The sequence below is a fragment of the Longispora albida DSM 44784 genome, assembly GCF_000379825.1.
Lineage (GTDB): Bacteria > Actinomycetota > Actinomycetes > Mycobacteriales > Micromonosporaceae > Longispora > Longispora albida.
Genome location: NZ_KB903834.1, coordinates 391950 through 413963 on the forward strand (window position 1 = coordinate 391950; position 22014 = coordinate 413963).

Consider the following 22014-nt stretch of genomic DNA (forward strand, 5'->3'; position numbering starts at 1 on the left):
TTTAGAAGTACCCTTCCCGCTTGCGGTCTTCCATCGCCGCTTCCGATACCCGGTCGTCGCCCCGGGTCGCGCCCCGCTCCGTGATGCGCGTGGCCGCGACCTCGTCGATCACTTCCGCCACGGTCCGCGCGTCCGACCGGACGGCGGCGGTGCAGGACGCGTCGCCGACCGTGCGGTACCGGACCAGCTCGGTGAACGGCTCCTCGCCGGGCTTGGCCGGGAGGACCTCGTGGACGGCGTAGAGCATGCCGCCCCGGTCGACGACCTCGCGCTCGTGGGCGAAGTAGATGTCCGGGAGGGCGATGTTCTCCCGCTGGATGTAGTGCCAGACGTCCAGCTCGGTCCAGTTGGACAGCGGGAAGACGCGCATGGACTCGCCCGAGTGGGTACGGGCGTTGTAGAGGGACCACAGCTCGGGCCGCTGGTTCTTCGGATCCCACTGGCCGAACTCGTCGCGGAACGAGAACACCCGCTCCTTCGCCCGCGCCTTCTCCTCGTCCCGCCGCGCGCCACCGAACAACGCGTCAAAGCGGTACTTCTCGACGGCCTCCAGCAGCACCGGCGTCTGGATCGCGTTGCGCATGCCCGACGGCGGCTCGGCGACCAGGCCGGAGTCGATGCCCTCCTGCACGGAGGCCACGAGCAGCTGGGCCTCCAGCTCGGCTGCCCGCCGGTCGCGGAAGGCGAGTACTTCTTCGAAGTTGTGCCCGGTGTCGACGTGCAGCAGCGGGAACGGGATGCGGCCCGGCCAGAACGCCTTCTGTGCGAGGTGCAGCAGGACGATCGAGTCCTTGCCACCGGAGAAGAGCAGCACCGGCCGCTCACACTCCGCCACGACCTCACGGAAGACGAAGATCGCCTCCGCCTCGAGCGCGTCGAGGTGGGAGACCGCATAACCCACTGACTGGGTAGGGAATTCGGTCATTCGTGTGCTCCGATGGACTTAAATGGACGAAAGTTGCGCCAGCAGGACCTGCGACAGATCCGGGCGGCAGATGAGCAGGTCAGGCAGTTTGGGGTCAGGCTGGTTGTAGTTCAGCACAGATCCATCGATCCGGGAAGTGTGCAGCCCGGTGGCCCGGGCCACAGCGACGGGGGCCGCCGAGTCCCACTCGTACTGGCCGCCGGCGTGCACGTACGCGTCGACCTCGCCCGTGACCACGGCAGAGGCCTTCACGCCGGCCGAGCCCATCGGCACCAGCTCGCCCCCGACCGCCTCGGCCAGCTCGGCCACGAAGGCCGGCGGGCGCGAGCGGCTGCACGCGAGCCGGAGCGGCCCGGCGGCCCGGACCGGAAACGCCGGCGGGGTGTCCGTACCGAGGATGACGCCACGCGCCGGCATCCCGACCGCGCCGGCCACGAGCTCGCCACGCACCCAGAGCGCGATGTGCACGGCCCAGTCGGTCCGGCCGGCCTCGGAGAACTCCCGCGTACCGTCGAGCGGGTCGACGATCCACACCCGCTCGGCGGCCAGCCGGGCATGATCGTCCGCGCCTTCCTCCGACAGGACGGCGTCCGCGGGGCGCCAGCGGGCAAGGGCGGTCATGAGGAGTTCGTGGGAGACCTTGTCTCCGGAGTTCTTGAGTGCCTCGCCGTCATCGAAACCCATGTCGGCCCGCAGGCTCAGCAGGGCATCACCCGCCGCGCGGGCGAGCCAGCGGGCGAAGGCGGCATCAGCGGCTGGAGTGATCATCAGTACCTCCCGAGGTCATCAGTACGCTCCCGAAGCCCGGCACACCGCAGTGAGGGTGCGCAGCAAAATCACCAGATCGAGGGACAGCGACCAGTTTTCCACGTATTGGAGATCGAGTCTGATCGCTTCCTCCCACGGCAGGTCCGAGCGCCCGCTGACCTGCCACAGGCCGGTGAGGCCCGGCTTGACCACGAGCCGCCGCCGCATGTCCTCCGGGTACGCCGCGACCTCGGCCGGCAGCGGCGGGCGCGGGCCGACCAGCGACATGTGCCCGCAGACCACGTTCACGAGCTGCGGCAGCTCGTCCAGGGAGAACCGGCGCAGCCAGCGCCCGATCGGCGTGACCCGCGGATCGTTGCGCATCTTGAACAGCACGCCGGAGTTGTCGCTGTTCAGGGCGGCCAGCCGGGCCTCAGCGTCCACGTACATGCTGCGGAACTTCCACACCGCGAACAGCTTGCCGTGCTTGCCGACCCGCAGCTGCTGGAACAGGACCGGCGCGCCCGGCTCCGCCCACCAGATCGCCAGGCTGATCACCAGCCACAGTGGAGCGATCATCACGAGGATGAGCAGGGCACCGACCCGGTCGAAGAGTTCCTTGGCCAGGCGGCGGGTGCCCGCGAGGTTCGGGTGCTCGACGTGGAGCATCGGCAGGCCGTCGACCGGGCGGATCGTCGTGCGGTCGCCGGCCACGTCCAGCAGGGAGCTGGCGACGATCAGGTCGACGTCGCCGCGTTCGAGTTCCCAGGCGAGGCGGCGCATCGCGATGCCGTCGAGCTCCGGGCAGGACAGGACGACGACCGTGTCGGCGCGCGCCGCTTCCACCGCAGCCGCCACGTCGCCGAAGTCGCCGCAGGTCGGCAGGCCATCCGCGTACTGCCCCGGCGGCAGGCACGCCCCGACGACGCGCAGCCCGTGATAGGCCTCCCGGCGCAACTGCGTCGCCAGCTGCTCCACAGCGGACGAATGCCCGACGACGACAACCCGCCGCAGGCACCGGCCACGGGCACGGGCGTAATGCAGTGCTTTTCGCAACAGGAAGCGGACGAGCAAAGTCGCAGCCGTCGCGAGTGGAAGAACCATGATGACGTAACCGCGGGCGAGCGGAAAGTCCAGCGCGTAGGCGAAAACGGCCAGGCCGGCGGTCAGACCGAGGCCGGCGCGGAATACCCGCTGATATTCGTCGGTGCCGACGTAGAGATAACGCTTTTCATAAGCGCGGTTCAGCGCCAGTGCCGCGACCCACGCGAGCGGGAAGAGCAGCGAAAGAGCGAAATACCTGAGGTTGTACGAGGTGAGGTGCTCGCCGAATCGCAGGCAGAACGCCACCGTACCGGCACCGAGCCCGACCATGAGGTCCACGGCGAGTACCTGGCGCAGATAGCGCGTTTCCCAGGCCCGATCCGGGACAGCAGTGACCGCGGCGCCGAACTCCCTGATCGCCATTCCGCTCCCCCCAGCGTCACCTACCCAGGTAACGAATAAGGGGCATAACGGTCACGCTGCGTGGTACGCGTTCTGCGCCCACTCCACGCCGTTATCCATGACAGCCTCGACGACATCGGCAGCGCGATCCACGAAAAACGCCAGTTCCTTGCGCTCCACAGTGGAAAAGTCACTGAGGACGAAGTCGGCCGGATCCTGCCGGCCCGGCGGGCGCCCGATGCCGAACCGCACCCGGACATAGTCCTTCGTGGCCAGTGTCTGCGTCATCGACCGCAGCCCGTTGTGCCCGCCCTCGCCGCCACCCAGCTTGATCCGGATCGACGTGAACGGCACGTCCAGCTCGTCGTGCACGGCGATGACGTGCTCCGGCAGCACCTTGTAGAACCGGGCCAGCGCCGCCACCGGGCCACCCGACAGGTTCATGTACGTCAGCGGCTTGACCAGCACCAGCTTCGGCCCGCCCGGCCGGATCCGGCCCTCGGCCACCTCGGCCTTCGGCGCGCGGGCATGCCGGCCGAACGTCGCGCCGGCCCGCCCGGCGAGCAGGTCGGCCACCATGAAGCCGACGTTGTGCCGGTTCCCCGCGTACTGCTTGCCAGGGTTGCCCAGGCCAACGACCAGGAATGTGGCGTCCACCGGTACACCATCCTCGAAGAGAAACGGAAAACGGCCCGGCTGAATACTATTCAGCCGGGCCGCCCCTGAGATCTTTACGCCTCGGCGGGAGCCTCTGCGGCCTCGGCCGGGGCCTCGCCCTCCAGGTCGGCGGCGGTCGGCGAAGCGGTCACGTTCACGATCAGCGCGTCGGCGTCGATGCCCAGCTCCGCGCCCTTCGGCAGCGTGATCTGACCGGCGGTGATGTGCGTGCCGGCCTCGGCGCCCTCGATCGAGACCTCGACCGAGTCGGGGAGGTGGGTGGCCTCGGCGGACAGCGTGAGCGTGGTGTGCTCGATGCTGACCAGCGTGCCGGAGGCCGCGGTACCGGTCACGTGCACCGGGACCTCGACGGTGACCTTCTCGCCCTGCTTGACGATCAGCAGGTCGACGTGGTCGATCGTGTCCTTGATCGGGTCACGCTGGAGCGCCTTCGGCAGCGCCAGGGTCTTGGTGCCGTCCGCGCCCTCGAGGCTGAACAGCTGGTTGATGCCACCACGGCGGATCGCGGCGGCGAACTCCAGAGCCGGCAGGGCGATGTGCTTGGGGGCCTCGCCGTGGCCGTACAGGACGGCAGGAATCTTTCCGGCCCGGCGGGTGCGACGTGCGCCGCCCTTGCCGAACTCGGTACGGGGCTCTGCGCTGATTCGGACCTCGGACACGGGAGAACTCCTCCGAAAGGGCTTGGTCGTGAAATTGCGAAAGTCATCAGGTGCGGTGCCCCGACGGCGACGATGAGGCGGACACATCGGCCCGGAACACCGCGTCGATGACGGAGCCCTTGAGGGCACCCTCGCCGTGGCAACCGTGCCAGCTTACCCGAGGAGGCGCGGCGGCACGAAATCGGGGGCGGGGCGAGGTTCCTTACCCCGGATACGTCCGGGAAAGGGACATCAGCCCGAGAGGCCGCCGAAGAGGGTCGTCACGGAACCGTCGTCGAACACCTCACGCATGGCCCGCGCCACCATCGGTGCGATCGACAGCACAGTGATCTTGTCGAGCTGCTTCTCCGGCGGAATCGGCAGCGTGTTCGTCACCACGACCTCGCTGATCCGGCTGTTCTTGAACCGCTCCGTCGCCGGGTCGGACAGGATCGCGTGCGTCGCGGCCACGACGACGTCCGTCGCCCCGCTGTCGAACAGCACGTCCGCAGCCTTGCAGATCGTCCCGCCGCTGTCGATCATGTCGTCGATCAGCAGGCAGACCCGGCCCTCGACGTCACCGACCACCCGGTTCGCCACGACCTGGTTGGGCTTCAGCGGGTCACGCGACTTGTGCACGAACGCCAGCGGCACGCCACCGAACTTGTTCGCCCACCGCTCGGCGACCTTCACCCGGCCGGCGTCAGGGGAGACGACGGCCAGCGGGCGGCCGACGTACTTCTCCATGATGTAGTCGGCGAGCGTGTCCATCGCGTACAGGTGATCGACAGGGCCGTCGAAGAAGCCCTGGATCTGCGAGGCGTGCAGGTCGACCGTGAGAATCCGGTCGGCGCCTGCCGTCTTCAGCAGGTCGGCGATCAGGCGGGCCGAGATCGGCTCCCGGCCACGGTGCTTCTTGTCCTGCCGGCCGTACGGGTAGAACGGCAGCACGACCGTCACCCGCTTCGCCGAGCCACGCTTCAGCGCGTCCACCATGATCAGGGTCTCCATGACCCACTGGTTGATCGGCGTGGTCATCGACTGCACGACGAACGCGTCCGAGCCCCGCACCGACTCCTGGTACCGGACGAACGTCTCGCCGTTCGCGAAGTCGTACGCGTCAGTCGGCGTGGGCCGGATGCCCAGCTCCGCCCCGATCTCCTCGGCCAGCGCGGGGTATGCCCGGCCGGAGAAGAGCATCAGTGTTTTACGGTTTTCCGCGACGATGCTGCCCATCGGGTACGGCCCTTGTCTCTACGGTGAGGCTGACGGTTACCGCCAGTATCGCGGGTGAGCACGCCTCAGGTACAAGCCAACCCGAACCTCGTGGCCAACTTCACGCCACCCGTCATTCAGGGGCGCTTGCCTCGTTGGCCTTCTTCGCCTTGACGGCCGCGTCGTACGACTTCGTACCCTGCCGCTTGCGCTCCACCCAGCCCTCGATGTTGCGCTGCTGGGAACGCTCAACGGCCAGCGCACCCGGCGGGACGAACTTCTCGACCGTGCTGCCAGCCGCGACGTACGCGCCGTCGCCGACCTCGACCGGGGCGATCAGGTTCGTGTTGCAGCCGATGAACGCCGCCTCGCCGATCGTGGTGTGGTGCTTACGGACCCCGTCGTAGTTCACGAAGATCGTCGCCGCGCCGATGTTGGCGTCGGCACCGATCGTCGCGTCACCCGCGTACGTCAGATGCGGGATCTTCGCGCCCGGGCCGACAGAGGTCTTCTTCGTCTCCACGAACGTGCCGACCTTCGCCCGCTCGTGCAGCACCGTCTCCGGCCGCAGATACGCGAACGGGCCGACCTGGGCGCGCGGGCCGATCTCCGCGTCGATCGCGTGCGCCCGGATGACCTTGGCGCCAGCGCCGACCGAGACGTTCTGGAGGGTGGTGTCCGGGCCGACCAGTGCGCCGGCCGCCACCGACGTCGAACCGCGCAGGATCACGCCCGGCTCGATCGTCACGTCGGGCTCCAGGGTCACGGTCACGTCGATCCAGGCCGAGGCCGGGTCGATCATCGTCACGCCCTCACGCATGTGGGCGCGGTTGACCCGGTCACGCAACAGGTACCGCAGGTCGGAAAGCTGCTCGCGGTCGTTGCAGCCGAGCGTGTCCGTCGCGTCAGCCGCCACGTGCGCGCCGACCGGGCGGCCCGCCGCGACCAGCAGGCCCACGACATCCGTCAGGTACTCCTCGGCCTGGTCGTTGTCCGCCGTCAGCTTGCCCAGCATCTCCCGCAGCGCGTCAGCGTCGAAGGCCAGCACACCGCTGTTGATCTCACGGATCTGGCGCTGCTCCGGCGAGGCGTCCCGCTCCTCCACGATGCCCGTGACCGCACCGTCAGCGGCGCGCAGGATCCGGCCCAGGCCGGTCGGGTCGGCCACCTCTGCCGTCAGCACCGTCGCGGCGGCGCCGGCCGCCTCGTGCGCCTCGACCAGAGCGCTCACCGTCTCGGCGCGCAACAGGGGGGTGTCACCGGCCAGGACGACCACGGTGCCCTTGACGTCCTTCAGGGCGTCGAGCCCGGTACGCGCCGCGTGACCCGTCCCGCCCTGCACCTCCTGGAGCGCGGTGACCGCACCGGGGAAAGCAGAGCCCAGGTACTCGGTGACCAGCTCCGAACCGTGCCCGACCACGACGACCGTCTGAGCCGGGTCGAGCGGGGCGGCGGCGGTGAGCACGTGGCCCAGCAGCGGGCGGCCCAGCAGCTCGTGCATGACCTTCGGCAGCGCCGAGCGCATCCGCTTACCCTTACCGGCGGCAAGAACGATCACTGTCCGGCTCACGGTGACTCCCTCGGTGTTCTCGTCAGGCTCCCGGGGGAGGGTTCGAACCCCCATTAATCGGACCAAAACCGATTGTCCTGCCATTAGACGACCCGGGAATGGCTGCCGCGGCGAGCACCACAGCAGCCATGTCTTCGACGTAACGGTACAGGGCCGCCGACTTCAAGACATCAACCACTACCAGCCCCCGATACCCGTCGCCCCGGTTGAGCCGGGTGGTCAGAGGGTTGTGCCGTTTCAGGACAGTCGGGAGAAAATCCCCGGCAGGTACTCCCAGGTCGGCGGCCCAGCTCGCCTTGGCTGCTTCGACGTCAGCCGACTCGTGGATGTGCAGGCGGAAGCGTGGCCCGCCGTGCTCGACCGGCGCCCGGTCCAGGAAGGCCAGGAACAGCCTGATCAGCCCGAGGTCGGTGTTGCAGAACCTCAGCCGGTTGGCTGGACGCCAGGGTTTCGACTTCGAGCCCTCGCACCAGTACGCGACGACGCCGAGCAGGATGATCACGTCGTCGGGCAGCTGGCCGAGTTCCGACGCGAGGACGGTGCGGCCAGCCTCTCGCGCCTGCCGGGCTCTCAACCTGCGGGCGGCGAGGCGCTCGGCACGGCGGGCACGCGCGCCGGGCGACCACCCCGGGGCTGGAACCCGGCTCTTGGGCACGTCACGCACCCATAGGGACACGCTCGACTTCGAGCAGCCGACGAGCGTGGCGATCTCGTCGTACGTATGGCCTGAGGCGCGGAGCGCGCGGGCCTGGGCTCGGGCTTGGGGGCGGGGGCTTGGCATGGGGGGACTTTATGGCTGGGGTGTGACATTCCTGGGGATTCGGAGAGCTGTTACCCGCCGGTACAAGAAAGGGGTTAAAGGGCCACAGACTCACCGGGACGGCACTCGCGGGCCCTGTCAAACTACGGTCCCGTAGGTTACGGTGACGTAGGCGTAGCCTCAGGCTGGCCCCTCCGTCAATCGACAGCTCATCTAGCGAGGCACCATGTCCCAGCAAGTGGCTGCTGACCAGCAGCAGTCCGGCCCGAAGCCGCTCACCGACGGCACGCAGTCCGGTGGGGTGCTGGCCGGTTTGTGGGCCGTGGTGGTCCTCCCGTTCGTCGCACTGCTCGCCGCCGTCCCGATCGCCTGGGGCTGGGGGCTGGGCTGGGCTGACATCGCGATCGCCGTGGTCATGTACTTCCTCGCCGGGTTCGGCATCACGATCGGCTTCCACCGGTACCTGACGCACGGCTCGTTCAAGGCGCAGCGCTGGCTGCGGGTCGCGCTGGCCGTGGCCGGTTCGATGGCGATCCAGGGTTCGCCGACGCAGTGGGTGGCCGACCACCGCCGCCACCACCAGTACTCGGACCTGGAGGGCGACCCGCACTCGCCGTGGCGGTACGGCCCGACGTTCTGGGGCCTGATGAAGGGCCTGTTCCACGCGCACGTCGGCTGGCTGTTCCACCGTGAGCTGTCGAACCAGAAGCGGTTCGCGCCCGACCTGGTCGCCGACAAGGACATCCGCCGCGTCGACAGCCTGTTCCTGCCGCTGATCGGCGTCTCGGTCCTGCTGCCAGCCGTGGCCGGCGGCCTGGTGACCTGGTCGTGGCAGGGCGCGCTGTCCGCGTTCTTCTGGGCCGGCCTGGTCCGGATCGGGCTGCTGCACCACACCACGTGGGCGATCAACTCGATCTGCCACGTGTACGGGGAGCGCCCGTTCGAGATGCGCGACGGCGACCGGGCGACGAACTTCTGGCCGCTGGCCCTGCTGTCGATGGGCGAGAGCTGGCACAACCTGCACCACGCAGACCCGACGTCCGCCCGGCACGGCGTGGACAAGGGCCAGCTGGACATGTCGGCCCGGCTGATCTGGATGTTCGAGAAGTTCGGCTGGGTTTCGCAGGTCAGGTGGCCCAAGGCGGAGCGGCTTGACGCCAAGCGTGTTAAATAACCAGGTGGCTGACAGCGCTGAGACGAAGCCGGTGCAACGCCGGGTGCGGATGTCCTCGGCGCAGCGCCGGGAACAGCTGATCGCGATCGGCAGGCAGTTGTTCGCGGAGAAGGGTTTCGACGCGACCTCTGTGGAGGAGGTCGCCGCACGCGCCCGGGTCAGCAAGCCCGTGGTGTACGAGCACTTCGGCGGCAAGGAAGGCCTGTACGCGGTCGTCGTGGACCGCGAGGTCCTCGGCCTGCTGAACCGGGTGACGAACGCCCTGACCGGCGGGCATCCCCGTGAGCTGCTGGAGCAGGCCGCGCTGGCGCTGCTGGACTACATCGAGTCGGACACCGACGGGTTCCGGGTGCTGGTGCGGGAGTCGCCGGTCGGCTCGACCAGCGGCAACTTCTCCAGTGTGCTCAATGACGTCGCGCACCAGGTCGAGCACGTGCTGGCCGGGGAGTTCAAGTCGCGGGGCTACGACCCGAAGCTCGCCGAGCTGTACTCGCAGGCGCTGGTCGGGATGGTGTCGCTGGCCGGCCGGTGGTGGCTGGAGGTGCGCAAGCCCCGGAAGGAAGCCGTGGCGGCGCATCTGGTCAACCTGGCGTGGAACGGCCTGGGGAATCTGGAGCCGAAGCCGGCTCTGGGCCGCCCGGCGAAGTAGCGTCTGGGCTCGGGCGGACGTGGCGCCCGGGCCGTCCGGGGAAGCAGCCGCGACACGGCCGGCGGCGTGAAGTCCGGGGTTCCTGCTCGCCGCCCGTGGCGGTAGGCGACAATCGCCGTGGACGTTCACCAGAAGAGGGGCACGATGTCACACATTCCGATCAACCACAACCTGCGACCGCTGTACCGGGTCCTTGCCGGCCTGATCGGCGCCTACCTGGTCGTGGCCGGGGTGCTCGGCTTCGTCGAGAGCAAGGACCTCGACTTCTTCGGCACGCAGGGCGCGACCACCGTCGTCGGCACCAAGGGCAACATGGCCTGGTCGGTGTTCTCGCTGGCCACCGGGGCGCTCATCGTGCTCGGGGTCGTGCTCGGCCGTAACCTCGACGTCAAGATCAACACCGTGACCTCGCTGGTGCTGATGACGGTGGGCACGGCGATGCTGTCGCTGCTGCGTACCGACCTGAACGTCTTCGGCGGCTCGATGACCACCGTGATCATCGTGTACACGGCCGGGATGCTGCTGCTCGCGGCCGCGCTGTACGGCAAGGTGGGCACGTCCGAAGAGGCCGAGGCCGAGGAAGCCTTCCGCCACGCCTGATCCGCTCGTTCCCGGTCCGGATCTGCTCCAGTTTCAGTTTTCGGCGAAGGCCGGTCTCCCGTGTGGAGGCCGGCCTTTGTCGTGCGTGCTGATGCGTGCGTACTGGTGGACCGTCTGCTCGTACCGCAGCCCGCCGGACTCCGTGTGTACTGGTGACTGGGGCGCCTGGCAGGACTACCGTGCCCGCCGGCGGGCGGGCCGAGGGTGGTGCGGGCCACGTTCGCTGCCCGTAGGGATGCCCGGCGGGGTGCGCTAGTTTGACGATCATGGTCAGCACTCACGCGGTACTCGGCATCGCAGCCATCGAGCTGGGCATGGCCCTCACGCCCGGCCCGAACATGCTCTACGTGGCCTCGCGGGCGATCACGCAGGGGCGCAAGGCCGGGGCGATCTCGCTGGCCGGTGTGGCCGCCGGCTTCCTCGTGTACCTGGTCGCCACCACGGCTGGCCTCGCCACGATCTTCGCGCTCGTGCCAGCCGTCTACACCGTGCTGAAGCTGGCCGGCGCCGCGTACCTGCTGTGGCTGGCCTACAAGGCATTCAAGCCGGGCGGCGAGTCGGTCTTCGCGCCGAAGCCCCTGCCTGCCGAGTCGGCGGGCAGGCTGTTCAGCATGGGCCTGGTCACCAACCTGCTCAACCCGAAGATCGCGATCCTGTACGTCTCGCTGCTCCCCCAGTTCGTCGAGCCGGACCGGGGCAACGTGGCCGCGCAGAGCTTCATCCTCGGGCTGGTCGTGGTCGCGATCGGGGTCACCGTCAACGGCGTGATCATGATGATGGCCGGGTCGCTGTCGACGTTCCTGAGCGGCAGGCCGTCCTGGCTGCGCGTCCAGCGGTACCTGATGGGCACCGTGCTGGCGGGGATGGCCGTCCGGCTGATCTTCGACCGGTCACGGGCCACCGTGGCGGCCACCCCTTAGAAGGTCCTACTCGCCGACCTGCTCGGCCAGGGAGAGCCACTCCTCCTCCGCCGACTCCTTCTCGGCGACGATCGCGCTCAGGTCGGCCTGGAGTTCGGTGATCTTCGAATAGTCCGTGGCGTGCTCGGCCAGCTGGGCGTGGAGCTTCTCCTCGCGCTGCTCCAGCTTCTGGATCGTCCGCTCCAGCCGGGCCATCTCCTTCTTCGCCACCCGCGCCTCGGCCGCCGACAGCCCGGCACGCTCCACAGTGGCCTTGGCCTGCTGCGGCTCGGCTGCCGTCGCGCCCAGCCTGCCGCCGACCTGCCCGCCGGCCCCGACCCGCTCCAGGAACTCGTCGATACCGTGCGGCAGGTGGGTCACCTTGCCGTCGCCCATCAGCGCGTACACCTGGTCGCAGACGCGTTCCATCAGGTACCGGTCGTGGCTGGCCACCACGATCGTGCCCGGCCACGTGTCGAGCAGGTCCTCCAGCGAGGCCAGCGTGTCGGTGTCCAGGTCGTTCGTCGGCTCGTCGAGGATCAGGACGTTCGGCTCGGTCGCCAGCAGGCGCAGCAGCTGGAGCCGTCGGCGTTCCCCGCCGGACAGGTCCTTGACCGGCGTCCACAGCCGCCGGTCGGTGAAGCCGAACACCTCGGCGACCTGGCCGGCCGACATCTCCTTGTCGCCCAGCACGACCCGCCGCGCGACCTCCTCGACCGCCTCCAGCACCCGCAGCTCACCCGGCAGTTCCGACAGCTCCTGCGAGAGGAAGGCCGTCTTCACCGTCTTGCCGATGGAGACCTCGCCCTCGGTCGGCTCGGAGACTCCGGCCAGCAGGCGAAGCAGGGTGGTCTTGCCCGCGCCGTTCACACCGACCAGGCCGATCCGGTCGCCGGGGCCGACGATCCAGTCGACGTGGGACAGCAGGGTACGGTCGCCGAGGCGCACGGTGACGTCGGCCAGGCCGTACACGTCCTTGCCGAGCCTGGCGGTCGCCATCTTCTTCAGCGACACCGACTCACGAGGCTCCGGCACGTCGGCGATCAGCGCGTTGGCCGCGTCGATCCGGAACTTCGGCTTCGACGTCCGGGCCGGGGCGCCGCGCCGCAGCCAGGCGATCTCCTTACGCAGCAGGTTCTGCCGCTTGGACTCGACCTCGGAGGCGACCCGCTGCCGCTCGGCCCTGGCCAGGATCCACGCCGCGTACCCGCCCTCGTACGCGCGGACCGTCGCGTCGGCGACCTCCCACGTCCGGCCGCACACCGCGTCGAGGAACCACCGGTCGTGCGTGACGACCAGCAGCGCGCCCTTCCGCTCGTTCAGGAAGGCCGCCAGCCAGGCGATGCCAGCCACGTCGAGATGGTTGGTCGGCTCGTCGAGGATCAGCAGGTCGGCGCTCCGGATCAGCAGCGCGGCCAGCGCGACCCGGCGGCGCTCACCACCGGACATCGGGGCGAGCTCGGCGTCGAGGCCCAGCCCCGGCATGCCCAGGCCGGCCAAGATGCCCCGGATCCCGGCGTCGGAGGCCCACTCGTGCTCGGCGTCGAAGCCCTCCGCCAGCCAGGCCGTCCCGAGCACGACATCGCGGACCGTCGTACCGTCCGGGAAGCTCACCTGCTGGGGCAGCGCCGAGATCCGGGTGTCCCGCCGCCGGGTGACCCGGCCGGAGTCCGGCTCGACCGTGCCGAGGATGAGCTTGAGCAAGGTGGACTTGCCAGCCCCGTTCAGGCCCACGACCCCGATCCGGTCGGCCTCGTCGACCCCGAGCGACACGTTGTCGAAGATCGGGCCGGCCGCGTAGACCTTGGAGACCTTGTCCAGGTTGACGATGTTCACGCCGCTCCTTCTCGCTCCCGCTCGAACGCGGGGTTCACACCAGATGACAGAGCCAACCGGATGGGCTCGCAAGCAGCGCCCATCAAGCCACTCCTTCTCGCTCCCGCCCGAACACGGGACTCACACCACACGACAGAACCAACCAGACGGGCTCACAAGCAGCGCCCACCAAGCCACTCCTTCTCGCTCCCGCCCGAACGCGGGACTCACACCACACGACAGAGCCAACCAGACGGGCTCACAAGCAGCGCCCACCAAGCCACTCCTTCTCGCTCCCGCCCGAACACGGGACTCACACCACACGACAGAACCAACCAGACGGGCTCACAAGCAGCGCCCACCAAGCCACTCCTTCGCACCCGCTCGACGCGGGACTCGCAACAGGCAGCCCGGCGGGCCGGCACAGCACCCATCAGGCTTCTCCTCACTCCCGCCCGGCAAGGGACCGCACCACACGACAGCACCAGCCCGCTTCACCGCTGCCCGCCCCAGCACTGGCGCGGGCTGCGGTCTCGGACGGGTCGCGCACGGAAACAACGAGTCACCCCCGCCGGACCTGCGGGAAGGCCGGCCCGGGGCCTGGGCGGAGCCGTGCGTGCCCCCGGCTCGTACGCAGGCGAAGCCTAGCCGCCGGTCAGGGCAATCATGCCACCGGCAGAGCACGCCGGCCCGTGGTCAGGCGAACACCCGGGCTCCCGGCACCGGGCCGTGGGCCAGCCGGACCGTCCGGCACACGCCCCGGCCGGTCAGCCGGGTGGCCAGCAGGCTCGCGTGCTCGGAACTCTCCGCCAGGAACAGGCAGGTCGGGCCGGAACCGGACACGAGCGCGGCCAGCGCGCCCTCGTCCTTGCCAGCCCGGAGCGTGTTGCGCAGCTGGGGCCGCAGGGAGATCGCGGCGGCCTGGAGGTCGTTGACCAGGGCTGCGGCCAGGACTGCCGGGTCGTGCTGCCGGAGCGCGGCCAGCAGCTGGTCCGGCGGGCCCGCCGGGCGGGGTGCGATGCCGAGGTCGCGGAGCCGGTCGATCTCCCGGTACACCTCGGGGGTGGACAGGCCGCCGTCGGCGACGGCCACCACCCAGTGCCAGCCGCCCCCGGCGAGCACCGGATTGACCTGCTCTCCACGGCCCGTACCGAGCGCCGTGCCGCCGAGGATCAGGAAGGGCACGTCGGAGCCGAGATCCGCCGCGATCTTGGCGAGTTCGTCCCGGGACAGGCCGGTGCCCCAGAGGGCGTCACAGGCGACCAGGGCCGCAGCCGCGTCGGCGCTGCCACCGGCCAGCCCCCCGGCCACCGGGATGTGCTTGGTCAGGTGCAGCCGGGCCAGCGGCTCGTGGCCGGTGTGCGCGGCGAGGGCCTGCACGGCGCGGATCGCCAGGTTGCCCTCGTCGACGGGCAGCGCTGCCGCGCCCTCACCCTCGATGGTGAGAGTCAGGTCGTCGGCGCGCATCACGTGCAGGTCGTCGTACAGCGAGATGGCCTGGTAGACCGTTGTCAGGTCGTGGAAGCCGTCGGGGCGGAGCGGGCCGCAGCCGAGGTGCAGATTGATCTTCGCGGGGACGCGGACCTTCACCGAACCGGAGGCGTCGAACTCGACACCCTCCTCATACGCCAGGCTCACGGGGTGATCTCACTGATGGGAAGCCGGATGGGGAACGGAGCCTCGATGACCAGTTCCCCGGCGCTGTCGGCTACGAGCTGATACTCCTGGCCTGCGAGCTGGTAGGCGTAGATGTGCAGGGGATTCTGCTCGATCCGCCAGTAGCACGGGATGCCAGCGGCGGCGTACTCAGCGGGCTTGGTGATCCGGTCCTGCCTGCGGGTGCTCGGCGAGACGACCTCAATAGCCAGTTCGACCTGTTCTGGGAGCTGGTAGTGCCGGTTGCCCGGGGCTTCGGCATCGATCAGCAGGACATCGGGCTCGAAGGTATGGCTGGCGGAGACCATGACTCCCGTGGCCATCGTCGCGCGGAACTGTTTCGGCGCGTGCCTTCGGAGCCAGTGCCAGACCAGCCCGGCGATGTCCTGATGATCCGGAGTGGGTGCGGGGACCACGATGACCTTTCCCTCGGCGAGCTCGACCCTGGGAGCGTCCTCCGGAAACGCGAGGACATCCTCCACCGTGTAGTTGGCGAGCCGCTGCCGGATCGGGTCGGGTGCCCAAGGTGCCGGATACAGCCGTTCGGCAGGCGAAGCGGTCACAGCCTCCTCCTTCTCGCCATTTTCAGCCATACCCTAACCCCGCCCTCCGACATTCCAGCCTGCTGCCCATTGTCGCCCCGGAGTGATCGCTGGTACTGACGAAAATCTCGCTGAAAACGCAATTTCCGGCGACAGAACAACGATCATGATGAACCGGCTAGCGGAAATCAGACCTGATCGGCCGCAGCGGCGATGCCTGCGAAAGCCTCGATCGTCAGCGTCTCGGCGCGCGCCGTCGGGTCCACCCCGGCCGCCTCCAGGATCGCGGTCGCCCGCTCGGCACTGCCAGCCCAGCCAGACAGCGCCGACCGGAGCATCTTGCGCCGCTGGCCGAAGGCCGCGTCCACGATCGCGAACACCGCCTCACGCTCCACATCGGACCGTGGCGGCTCGCGCCGGGTGAAGGCGACCAGGCCCGAGTCCACATTGGGCACCGGCCAGAACACGCCGCGCGGGACGGGGCCCGCCCAGTGGGAGGCGGCGTACCAGGCCAGCTTGAGGCTCGGTACACCATAGATCTTGGAACCCGGGCCAGCGATCATCCGGTCGGCCACCTCGGCCTGCACCATCACCAGGCCCCGGGCCAGGCTGGGCAGCTCGGCGAGCAGTGTCAGCACCACGGGGACGGCCACGTTGTACGGCAGGTTGGCGACGAGCGCGGTCGGCGGCGACGGGAAGTCGGCGGCCTTGACCTTCAGCGCGTCGTTCGCGATGACGGTGAGGCGATCGGCCAGCCCGGGCGCGCGGGAGGCGACGGTGGACGGCAGGGCCGCCGCGAGCTTGCCGTCGAGCTCGACGGCGTGCAGGGCCTTGACGTGTGGCAGCAGGGCCAGGGTCAGCGAGCCGAGCCCCGGGCCGACCTCGACGGCGATGTCCTCGGGGGACAGCCCGGCCGCGGCGACGATCCGGCGGACCGTGTTGGCGTCGTGGACGAAGTTCTGGCCGAGGGTCTTGGTCGGGCTGACGCCCAGCTCGGCGGCGAGCTTGCGGATGTCGGCCGGGCCGAGCAGCTCCGCACCGTTCTCGTCTACCATGCCCCGAACGCCCGTTCGCTGTTGGCCGACAGGGCCACGCACAGGTCCTCGACGGACTCGCCGCGCAGCTCGGCGAGGAAGCGCACCGTCAGGGGTACGAGGTAGGGGGCGTTGGGCCTGCCCCGGTAGGGCACCGGGGTGAGGAACGGCGCGTCGGTCTCGACCAGGAGCTGGTCCTGCGGGGCGACCAGGGCTGCGGCGCGCAGGTGCTCGTTGGACTTGAAGGTCACGTTGCCGGCGAAGCTCAGGAAGTAGCCGCGATCGGAGCAGGCCCGCGCGAAGTCAGCGTCGCCGGAGAAGCAGTGCAGCACGACCCGGTCCGGCGCGCCCTCCTCCTTCAGGATGCGGAGCACGTCGCCGTGGGCCTCACGGTCGTGGATGACCAGGGCCTTGTTGTACTGCTTCGCGAACGCCACATGCGCCCGGAAGCTGTCGGTCTGCGCCGCGACGCCGTCGATCCCGGTCCTGAAGTAGTCGAGCCCGGTCTCGCCGAGGCCGCGGACCCGTGGCCGCTGGGCGAGGGCCTCGATCTCGCGCAGCGCCTCGTCGAGGTCGGCGACGCGGGGTGCCTCGTTGGGGTGGAGCGCGACGGTCGCGAGTACGGCGGGCTCGGTCTCGGCCAGGTCTGCGGCCCAGCGGGAGGAGGCCAGGTCGACGCCGATCTGCACCATCCGGTCCACGCCTGCCGCCTGGGCGGCGGTGATCTCCGCGCGGACCAGGTCCATGCGCGGCGGTGCGCCGTCACTGCCCCTGTCCCCGACGATGATGTCGAGGTGGGTGTGCGAGTCGGGTACCGGAATCGGGAGCGGCTCGGGGGCCGGCGGGCGCTGAGACATCACCCTCAGGTTAGCTGGTACGCCGTCTCGTGCTCACGGGCATTGGCCAGCTCGGCGGCCGGGGCCCAGACCTCGTAGACGCCCCGTTCGGCGCAGCGCGCGCCCCGCCGGGCGATCGCAGCCTGCTCCGGTGTGATCAGACGCAGCCGGAGCCAGTCGCCGTCGGCTCCGGCGATCAGGCAGTCCGCCCCGCGCCAGCGGACCCGGGCGTCACGGCGGGCCAGGGTCTCGACCGGCCAGCGCCCTGCGCGGGTCCGCGACAGCACCCGGTACTCCCCCGGCGGGTCGGCGACAGCCTCGTACTCCTGGCCCTGGTACAGGCCGACGAGCTTGCTGAACACCTCCACCCCCGGGAAGAACTCCTGGTCGGCGCCGATCGGGCTGAGCAGCCGCCGCCACTGCGGCCCGGCCATCCGTGCCCAGCCGCGCTGCTCCGGCAGGTAGTGGAACAGGGTCACCTCCGTGCCGTCCGGGAGGAAGGCGAGCAGCTCGGTGAAGGCCGGCAGCGGGAGGCTCGCCAGGTCCCGCGTCACGAACTCGGGGATCAGGTGCTGGCTGCTCGGCGCGAAGCCGGTACCGAGGAGTGGCGGGCCGACGCGCTCGTGCGGCGGGAGTTCCATCACGCCGGGCAGGTCGGGGACCTGGTAGTCGGCGGGGCTGATCGCGCGCCAGCGCAGCGCGTACACCACTTCGGGCTCCCCAGCGCCGGACGAGTCCCCGTCGACGCCGAGGAAGCGGAGGCTGGCTGGGGTGCGCAGGTGGGCGAGGTCGTGCTCGCGGTAGCAGAAACCGTGCGGGAGCTCGCCGCGCAGGTACGCGGCGGCGCGGGCCGGGCTGAGTGGCTTGAACATCCGGGTGCCCGGCCTGATCAGCGCGGAGGACCGGATCGCGGCCAGGTCCGCGCCGGGCGTCTGGGACAGCAGCTGCACCTGCGACCACGAGACGTTACGCGACAGCGGGGCACTGAGCTGGGAGTCGAAGGAAGCGGAGCCGAGCACCTCGGAGGAATGCACGAACAGCCGGAACGGGTGCCGGGCACCGGGGCGCGGGTTGGGCAGCGCACCGGGCTCGGGAACGTCGAGATACAGCTCGAACGCCGCACCGCGCGCGATCTCCTCGGCAGGGTACTGGCGGCCCGCGTACGTCACCGTACGCATACCGGCCTCACCTACCAGAGTCATGACGGCCACGCTAAATGACCTACCACAACGGTAGGTTAACGAAACGCGAACACACGGCGCAGGCCGCATGCCGCGCCGTCCACAGTGCTCACATTTCCGCAGCTCACGATAGATCTTGGACAGGGACCGTGACCGAAACGACAGCACCCGGGGTTGCGGGAACCCCGGGTGCCGTATCGATGCTGGTCAGCCCGTGAGCCGGGCCAGCTCTTCGTCCACAATCGACGGTTCGAGCTTCTTGAAGAGCGGCGTCGGCGCGGTCAGCGCCTTGCCGGGCTCCAGCGTCACCGGCTCCCAGGCCGGGAACTCGTAGTCGCCGGTCAGCACCGGGTACGAAGGCCCGCCGTCGAGGTCGTCCACCTCACGGATCTCCGGCATCGGCGCGAACACCCCGGTGCCGCCCAGCAGCTCGTGCACCTTCTGCGAGGAGTGCGGGAGGAACGGGGAGAGCAGCGTCTTGCAGTCGTCGATCACCTGGAGCGCGACGTAGAGGACGGTGCCCATCCGGGGCTTGTCCTCCTTGAGCTTCCACGGGGCCTGGTCCGACAGGTACTTGTTGGCCTCGGCCACCACCCGCATCGCCTCGCCGATGGCCGCCTTCTGCTTGTGCGCGGCGATCAGGTCGCCGACCCGCGGGAAGGCCTCCTTGGAGAACGCCAGCAGCGCGCGGTCCTCGTCGGTCAGCTCGCCCGGCTGCGGCACGCCGCCGAAGTTCTTCGCGGCCATCGAGATGGACCGGTTGACCAGGTTGCCCCAGCCGGCCACCAGCTCGTCGTTGTTACGGCGGAGGAATTCCGACCAGGTGAAGTCGGTGTCGTTGGACTCGGGGCCGGCCACGGCGATGAAGTAGCGCAGGGCGTCGGCGTCGTACCGCTCCAGGAAGTCACGGACGTAGATGACGATCTTGCGGGAGGAGGAGAACTTCTTCCCCTCCATCGTCAGGAACTCGCTCGACACCACCTCGGTCGGCAGGGCCAGCTCGCCGTACTCGCCCGGCTTGCCGTTCTTGTCCCCCTTGCCGTCGTAGCCGAACAGGATCGCCGGCCAGATCAGCGAGTGGAAGACGATGTTGTCCTTGCCCATGAAGTAGTACGCCTTGCCCTGCGGGTCCTGCCACCAGTTCCGCCAGGCCTCCGGGTCGCCGGAGCGGCGGGCCCACTCGATCGAGGCCGACAGGTAGCCGATGACCGCGTCGAACCAGACGTAGAACCGCTTCGCGTCCCAGCCCTCGCGCGGGATCGGCACGCCCCACTCCAGGTCCCGCGTGATCGCCCGCGGCCGGAGGTCGTCCACCAGGTTCTTCGAGAACCGCAGCACGTTGGGCCGCCAGCCCTCCCGGGAGTCCAGCCACTGGTTGAGCGCGTCGGCGAAGGCCCCGAGGTCGAGGAACAGGTGCTCGGTCTCCCGGAACTCCGGGGTCTCTCCGTTGATCTTCGACTTCGGGTTGATCAGGTCGATCGGGTCGAGCTGGTTACCGCAGTTGTCACACTGGTCGCCCCGCGCCGAGGTGTAACCGCAGATCGGGCAGGTGCCCTCGATGTAGCGGTCGGGCAGCGTCCGCCCCGTCGACGGCGACAGCGCGCCCATCTGGATCTGCGAGACGATGTACCCGTTCGCGTCGAGCGCGGAGAAGACCTCCTGCACGACGGCGTAGTGGTTGCGGGTCGTGGTCCGGGTGAACAGGTCGTAGGACAGGCCCAGCCCGTGCAGGTCCTCCACGATCATCCGGTTGTACTTGTCGACGGCCTGCTGCGGGGTCAGCCCCTCCGCGTCGGCCTGGACCTGGATCGGCGTGCCGTGCTCGTCGGTGCCCGAGACCATCAGTACCCGGTGCCCCGCCATGCGCATGTACCGGCTGAACACGTCGGACGGAACCCCGAAGCCGGAAACATGACCAATGTGGCGCGGGCCGTTGGCGTAGGGCCAGGCAACCGCGGCGAGGACGTGACTCATGCACGAAAGCCTAGCCCTTCACCGGAATCGGTCTCCGACACGCCGCCGCCGTCCGGCTTCGCAAATGCCGCCAAGATGGTCAAATATCTTCATGACCGGTAAACCCGCAGGTGAGGACGCCGGGGACCCGACCGCGCCGCCCGTGCAGCGGGTCCGGCCGGAGTCGGTGCCCGAGGCGCCGGAAGTCGCCCAGCCCGACCAGCCGTTCTGGGCCGGCACCGAGCCGGCCCCCGCGGCCCGTGGCCGGATCAAGCCGCCCAAGCCGCCGCGCAGGCCGCTGATCGGCCTGCCGATGCTGATCGTGCTCGCGCTCGTCTCCGCGTTCTTCGCCTGGGTCAGCGCCGAGCCGTTCTGGCTGGCGCTCGGGCACGGCGACCGCGGCACCGTCACCGTCACCGCCTGCGAGGGCGCGGGGCTCGGCGCCCGGTGCGAGGGCCACTTCAGGACCAGCACCTTCGCGGTCGAGAACGTCGCGCTCTCCGGCACCCCCGACGCCGACCACCACCAGGGCGAGCAGATCCCGGCCCGGATGGTGTCCGGCAGCTCCAAGTTCGCCTACATCGGAGGATCGTCCGGCCTGCACCTGCGCTGGGCCATCGGCTTCGGCCTGCTGCTCGTCTGCGGGGCCGGCATCGCCTGGGCCACCGGGGCCTTTCGCCTCCACGGCGCGGCCCGCGTCACAGCGGTCCTGCTCAGCTTCGGGGCTCCACTGGCCTTCCTTGGCACCATGCTGGCCCTGAGCTGGTAAGAACAGATCAAGATCTTTATCTGTTACGGGCGGCGGGGTGACCCGCCGCCCGTAACCGGTCCCGGGCTGGGCGCGCCGGCCGGCGCGGAACGGTCAGCCCCCGATCGCCAGGTTGTAGACCTCGCGCCGGGGCAGCCCGTACAGCTCGGCCACCTCGGCGGCGGCGTCCCGCTTGGACATCCCGCCGGTGACCCGCTCGGCGACCTCGGCACGGAGCGCCTCGTCCGAGGGGCGTTCCGCCGCGCCGGCGAACCCGGCCACCACGATCGTGATCTCGCCGCGCGGCTGGGACTCCTCGGCCCAGGCCGCCACCTCGGCGAGCCCGCCCCGGCGTACTTCCTCGTAGGTCTTGGTCAGCTCGCGGCACACCGCGGCCTCGCGTTCGGCCCCGAACGCGCCGGCCAGGTCGCGGAGCGCGCCGGCGATCCGGTGCGGGGACTCGAAGAAGACGAGCGTGCGCGGTTCGCGGGCGAGGGCCGCGAGGGCCGACCGGCGCTCGTTCGGCTTGCGGGGCAGGAAGCCCTCGAAGCAGAACCGGTCGCACGGCAGCCCAGACAGCGCGAGCGCCGTGGTCACCGCCGACGGCCCCGGGGCCACGGTGACCGGCACTCCGGCGTCGATCGCGGCCCGGACCAGCCGGTACCCGGGGTCGGACACGCTCGGCATGCCGCCGTCGGTGACCAGCGCGACCTTCAGGCCGTCGGTGAGCAGCGCCGCGAGTTCCGGGGTGCGTTTCTCCTCGTTGCCCTCGAAGTACGAAATGATCTTGCCTTTGATCTCCACCCCGAGGTCCCTGGCCAGCCGCAGCAGCCGCCTCGTGTCCTCTGCCGCGACCACGTCGGCCTCCGCGAGGGCTGCCGCGAGCCGTGGCGACGCATCGCCCAGATTGCCAAGTGGTGCCCCAACCAGGACAAGCTGTCCAGACAT

20 protein-coding genes, 1 tRNA gene and 1 pseudogene are annotated in these 22014 nt (G+C 69.8%); 5 read left to right on the forward strand and 17 right to left on the reverse strand.

What is annotated here, in order from left to right; translation table 11 throughout:
* Position 1: 1 nt before the first annotated feature.
* The 9 genes and pseudogenes from cysD to A3G1_RS42355 form a co-directional block, all read right to left on the reverse strand.
* Positions 2-925 carry a sulfate adenylyltransferase subunit CysD gene (gene cysD, locus A3G1_RS0122370; RefSeq protein WP_040479155.1) on the reverse strand — a complete coding sequence of 308 codons (924 nt, stop codon included), beginning with the start codon at positions 923-925 and terminating at the stop codon, positions 2-4.
* Between the two features lie 18 nt (positions 926-943).
* Complete coding sequence (locus A3G1_RS0122375) at positions 944-1696, reverse strand: 3'(2'),5'-bisphosphate nucleotidase CysQ (RefSeq protein WP_425411402.1); 753 nt, start codon at positions 1694-1696, stop codon at positions 944-946.
* Between the two features lie 15 nt (positions 1697-1711).
* Entirely contained in the window at positions 1712-3139 is a 1428-nt protein-coding gene (locus tag A3G1_RS0122380) for a sugar transferase (RefSeq protein ID WP_018351731.1), read from the reverse strand.
* A 51-nt stretch (positions 3140-3190) separates the two neighbouring features.
* The gene (pth, locus tag A3G1_RS0122385) at positions 3191-3775 is read right to left on the reverse strand and encodes an aminoacyl-tRNA hydrolase (RefSeq protein ID WP_018351732.1); all 585 of its coding nucleotides are present in this window, start codon (positions 3773-3775) and stop codon (positions 3191-3193) included.
* Between the two features lie 74 nt (positions 3776-3849).
* Positions 3850-4455 carry a 50S ribosomal protein L25/general stress protein Ctc gene (locus A3G1_RS36220; RefSeq protein ID WP_018351733.1) on the reverse strand — a complete coding sequence of 202 codons (606 nt, stop codon included), beginning with the start codon at positions 4453-4455 and terminating at the stop codon, positions 3850-3852.
* A 231-nt stretch (positions 4456-4686) separates the two neighbouring features.
* Positions 4687-5670 carry a ribose-phosphate diphosphokinase gene (locus A3G1_RS0122395; RefSeq protein WP_026212401.1) on the reverse strand — a complete coding sequence of 328 codons (984 nt, stop codon included), beginning with the start codon at positions 5668-5670 and terminating at the stop codon, positions 4687-4689.
* A 112-nt stretch (positions 5671-5782) separates the two neighbouring features.
* Positions 5783-7219 carry a bifunctional UDP-N-acetylglucosamine diphosphorylase/glucosamine-1-phosphate N-acetyltransferase GlmU gene (gene glmU / locus A3G1_RS0122400; RefSeq protein ID WP_281167853.1) on the reverse strand — a complete coding sequence of 479 codons (1437 nt, stop codon included), beginning with the start codon at positions 7217-7219 and terminating at the stop codon, positions 5783-5785.
* Between the two features lie 27 nt (positions 7220-7246).
* A tRNA-Gln gene (locus A3G1_RS0122405) sits at positions 7247-7317 on the reverse strand.
* Positions 7318-7886: 569 nt separating this feature from the next.
* Positions 7887-8000 (reverse strand): annotated as a pseudogene (locus tag A3G1_RS42355) (helix-turn-helix domain-containing protein); the annotation flags it as partial.
* A gap of 205 nt (positions 8001-8205) precedes the next feature.
* Between A3G1_RS42355 and A3G1_RS0122410 the strand changes: the two are divergent.
* The 4 genes from A3G1_RS0122410 to A3G1_RS0122425 all read left to right on the forward strand — a co-directional run bounded on the left by A3G1_RS0122410 (position 8206) and on the right by A3G1_RS0122425 (position 11322).
* Complete coding sequence (locus tag A3G1_RS0122410) at positions 8206-9153, forward strand: acyl-CoA desaturase (RefSeq protein ID WP_051110614.1); 948 nt, start codon at positions 8206-8208, stop codon at positions 9151-9153.
* A 49-nt stretch (positions 9154-9202) separates the two neighbouring features.
* Complete coding sequence (locus tag A3G1_RS0122415; protein ID WP_083937059.1) at positions 9203-9802, forward strand: TetR/AcrR family transcriptional regulator; 600 nt, start codon at positions 9203-9205, stop codon at positions 9800-9802.
* A 144-nt stretch (positions 9803-9946) separates the two neighbouring features.
* Positions 9947-10402, forward strand: a complete 456-nt coding sequence (locus A3G1_RS0122420; RefSeq protein ID WP_026212403.1) for a hypothetical protein — start codon at positions 9947-9949, stop codon at positions 10400-10402.
* A 266-nt stretch (positions 10403-10668) separates the two neighbouring features.
* Positions 10669-11322 (forward strand): LysE family translocator, encoded by a 654-nt coding sequence (locus tag A3G1_RS0122425; protein ID WP_018351738.1) that lies wholly within the window; start codon positions 10669-10671, stop codon positions 11320-11322.
* A 6-nt stretch (positions 11323-11328) separates the two neighbouring features.
* On the opposite strand, the gene A3G1_RS0122430 is transcribed toward A3G1_RS0122425, so the two are convergent.
* The 7 genes from A3G1_RS0122430 to metG all read right to left on the reverse strand — a co-directional run bounded on the left by A3G1_RS0122430 (position 11329) and on the right by metG (position 20339).
* Positions 11329-13137 carry an ABC-F family ATP-binding cassette domain-containing protein gene (locus tag A3G1_RS0122430; RefSeq protein WP_018351739.1) on the reverse strand — a complete coding sequence of 603 codons (1809 nt, stop codon included), beginning with the start codon at positions 13135-13137 and terminating at the stop codon, positions 11329-11331.
* 675 nt (positions 13138-13812) lie between these two features.
* Complete coding sequence (locus A3G1_RS0122435) at positions 13813-14754, reverse strand: 4-(cytidine 5'-diphospho)-2-C-methyl-D-erythritol kinase (RefSeq protein WP_018351740.1); 942 nt, start codon at positions 14752-14754, stop codon at positions 13813-13815.
* Positions 14751-15335 (reverse strand): Uma2 family endonuclease, encoded by a 585-nt coding sequence (locus tag A3G1_RS0122440; RefSeq protein WP_245563566.1) that lies wholly within the window; start codon positions 15333-15335, stop codon positions 14751-14753. The genes A3G1_RS0122435 and A3G1_RS0122440 overlap by 4 nt, the downstream gene beginning before the upstream one ends.
* Before the next feature lie 167 nt (positions 15336-15502).
* Positions 15503-16369: a 16S rRNA (adenine(1518)-N(6)/adenine(1519)-N(6))-dimethyltransferase RsmA gene (gene rsmA / locus A3G1_RS0122445; protein WP_018351742.1), complete on the reverse strand. Its 867-nt coding sequence runs from the start codon at positions 16367-16369 to the stop codon at positions 15503-15505.
* The gene (locus tag A3G1_RS0122450; protein ID WP_018351743.1) at positions 16363-17205 is read right to left on the reverse strand and encodes a TatD family hydrolase; all 843 of its coding nucleotides are present in this window, start codon (positions 17203-17205) and stop codon (positions 16363-16365) included. The genes rsmA and A3G1_RS0122450 overlap by 7 nt, the downstream gene beginning before the upstream one ends.
* A 5-nt stretch (positions 17206-17210) precedes the next feature.
* Entirely contained in the window at positions 17211-18386 is a 1176-nt protein-coding gene (locus tag A3G1_RS0122455; RefSeq protein ID WP_026212405.1) for a hypothetical protein, read from the reverse strand.
* Between the two features lie 186 nt (positions 18387-18572).
* Complete coding sequence (metG, locus tag A3G1_RS0122460; protein ID WP_026212406.1) at positions 18573-20339, reverse strand: methionine--tRNA ligase; 1767 nt, start codon at positions 20337-20339, stop codon at positions 18573-18575.
* Between the two features lie 91 nt (positions 20340-20430).
* Between metG and A3G1_RS36225 the strand changes: the two genes are divergently transcribed.
* Entirely contained in the window at positions 20431-21087 is a 657-nt protein-coding gene (locus A3G1_RS36225; protein ID WP_018351746.1) for a hypothetical protein, read from the forward strand.
* Between the two features lie 93 nt (positions 21088-21180).
* Here A3G1_RS36225 and rsmI read toward each other — a convergent pair whose 3' ends face one another.
* Positions 21181-22014: a 16S rRNA (cytidine(1402)-2'-O)-methyltransferase gene (gene rsmI / locus A3G1_RS0122470; RefSeq protein ID WP_040479162.1), complete on the reverse strand. Its 834-nt coding sequence runs from the start codon at positions 22012-22014 to the stop codon at positions 21181-21183.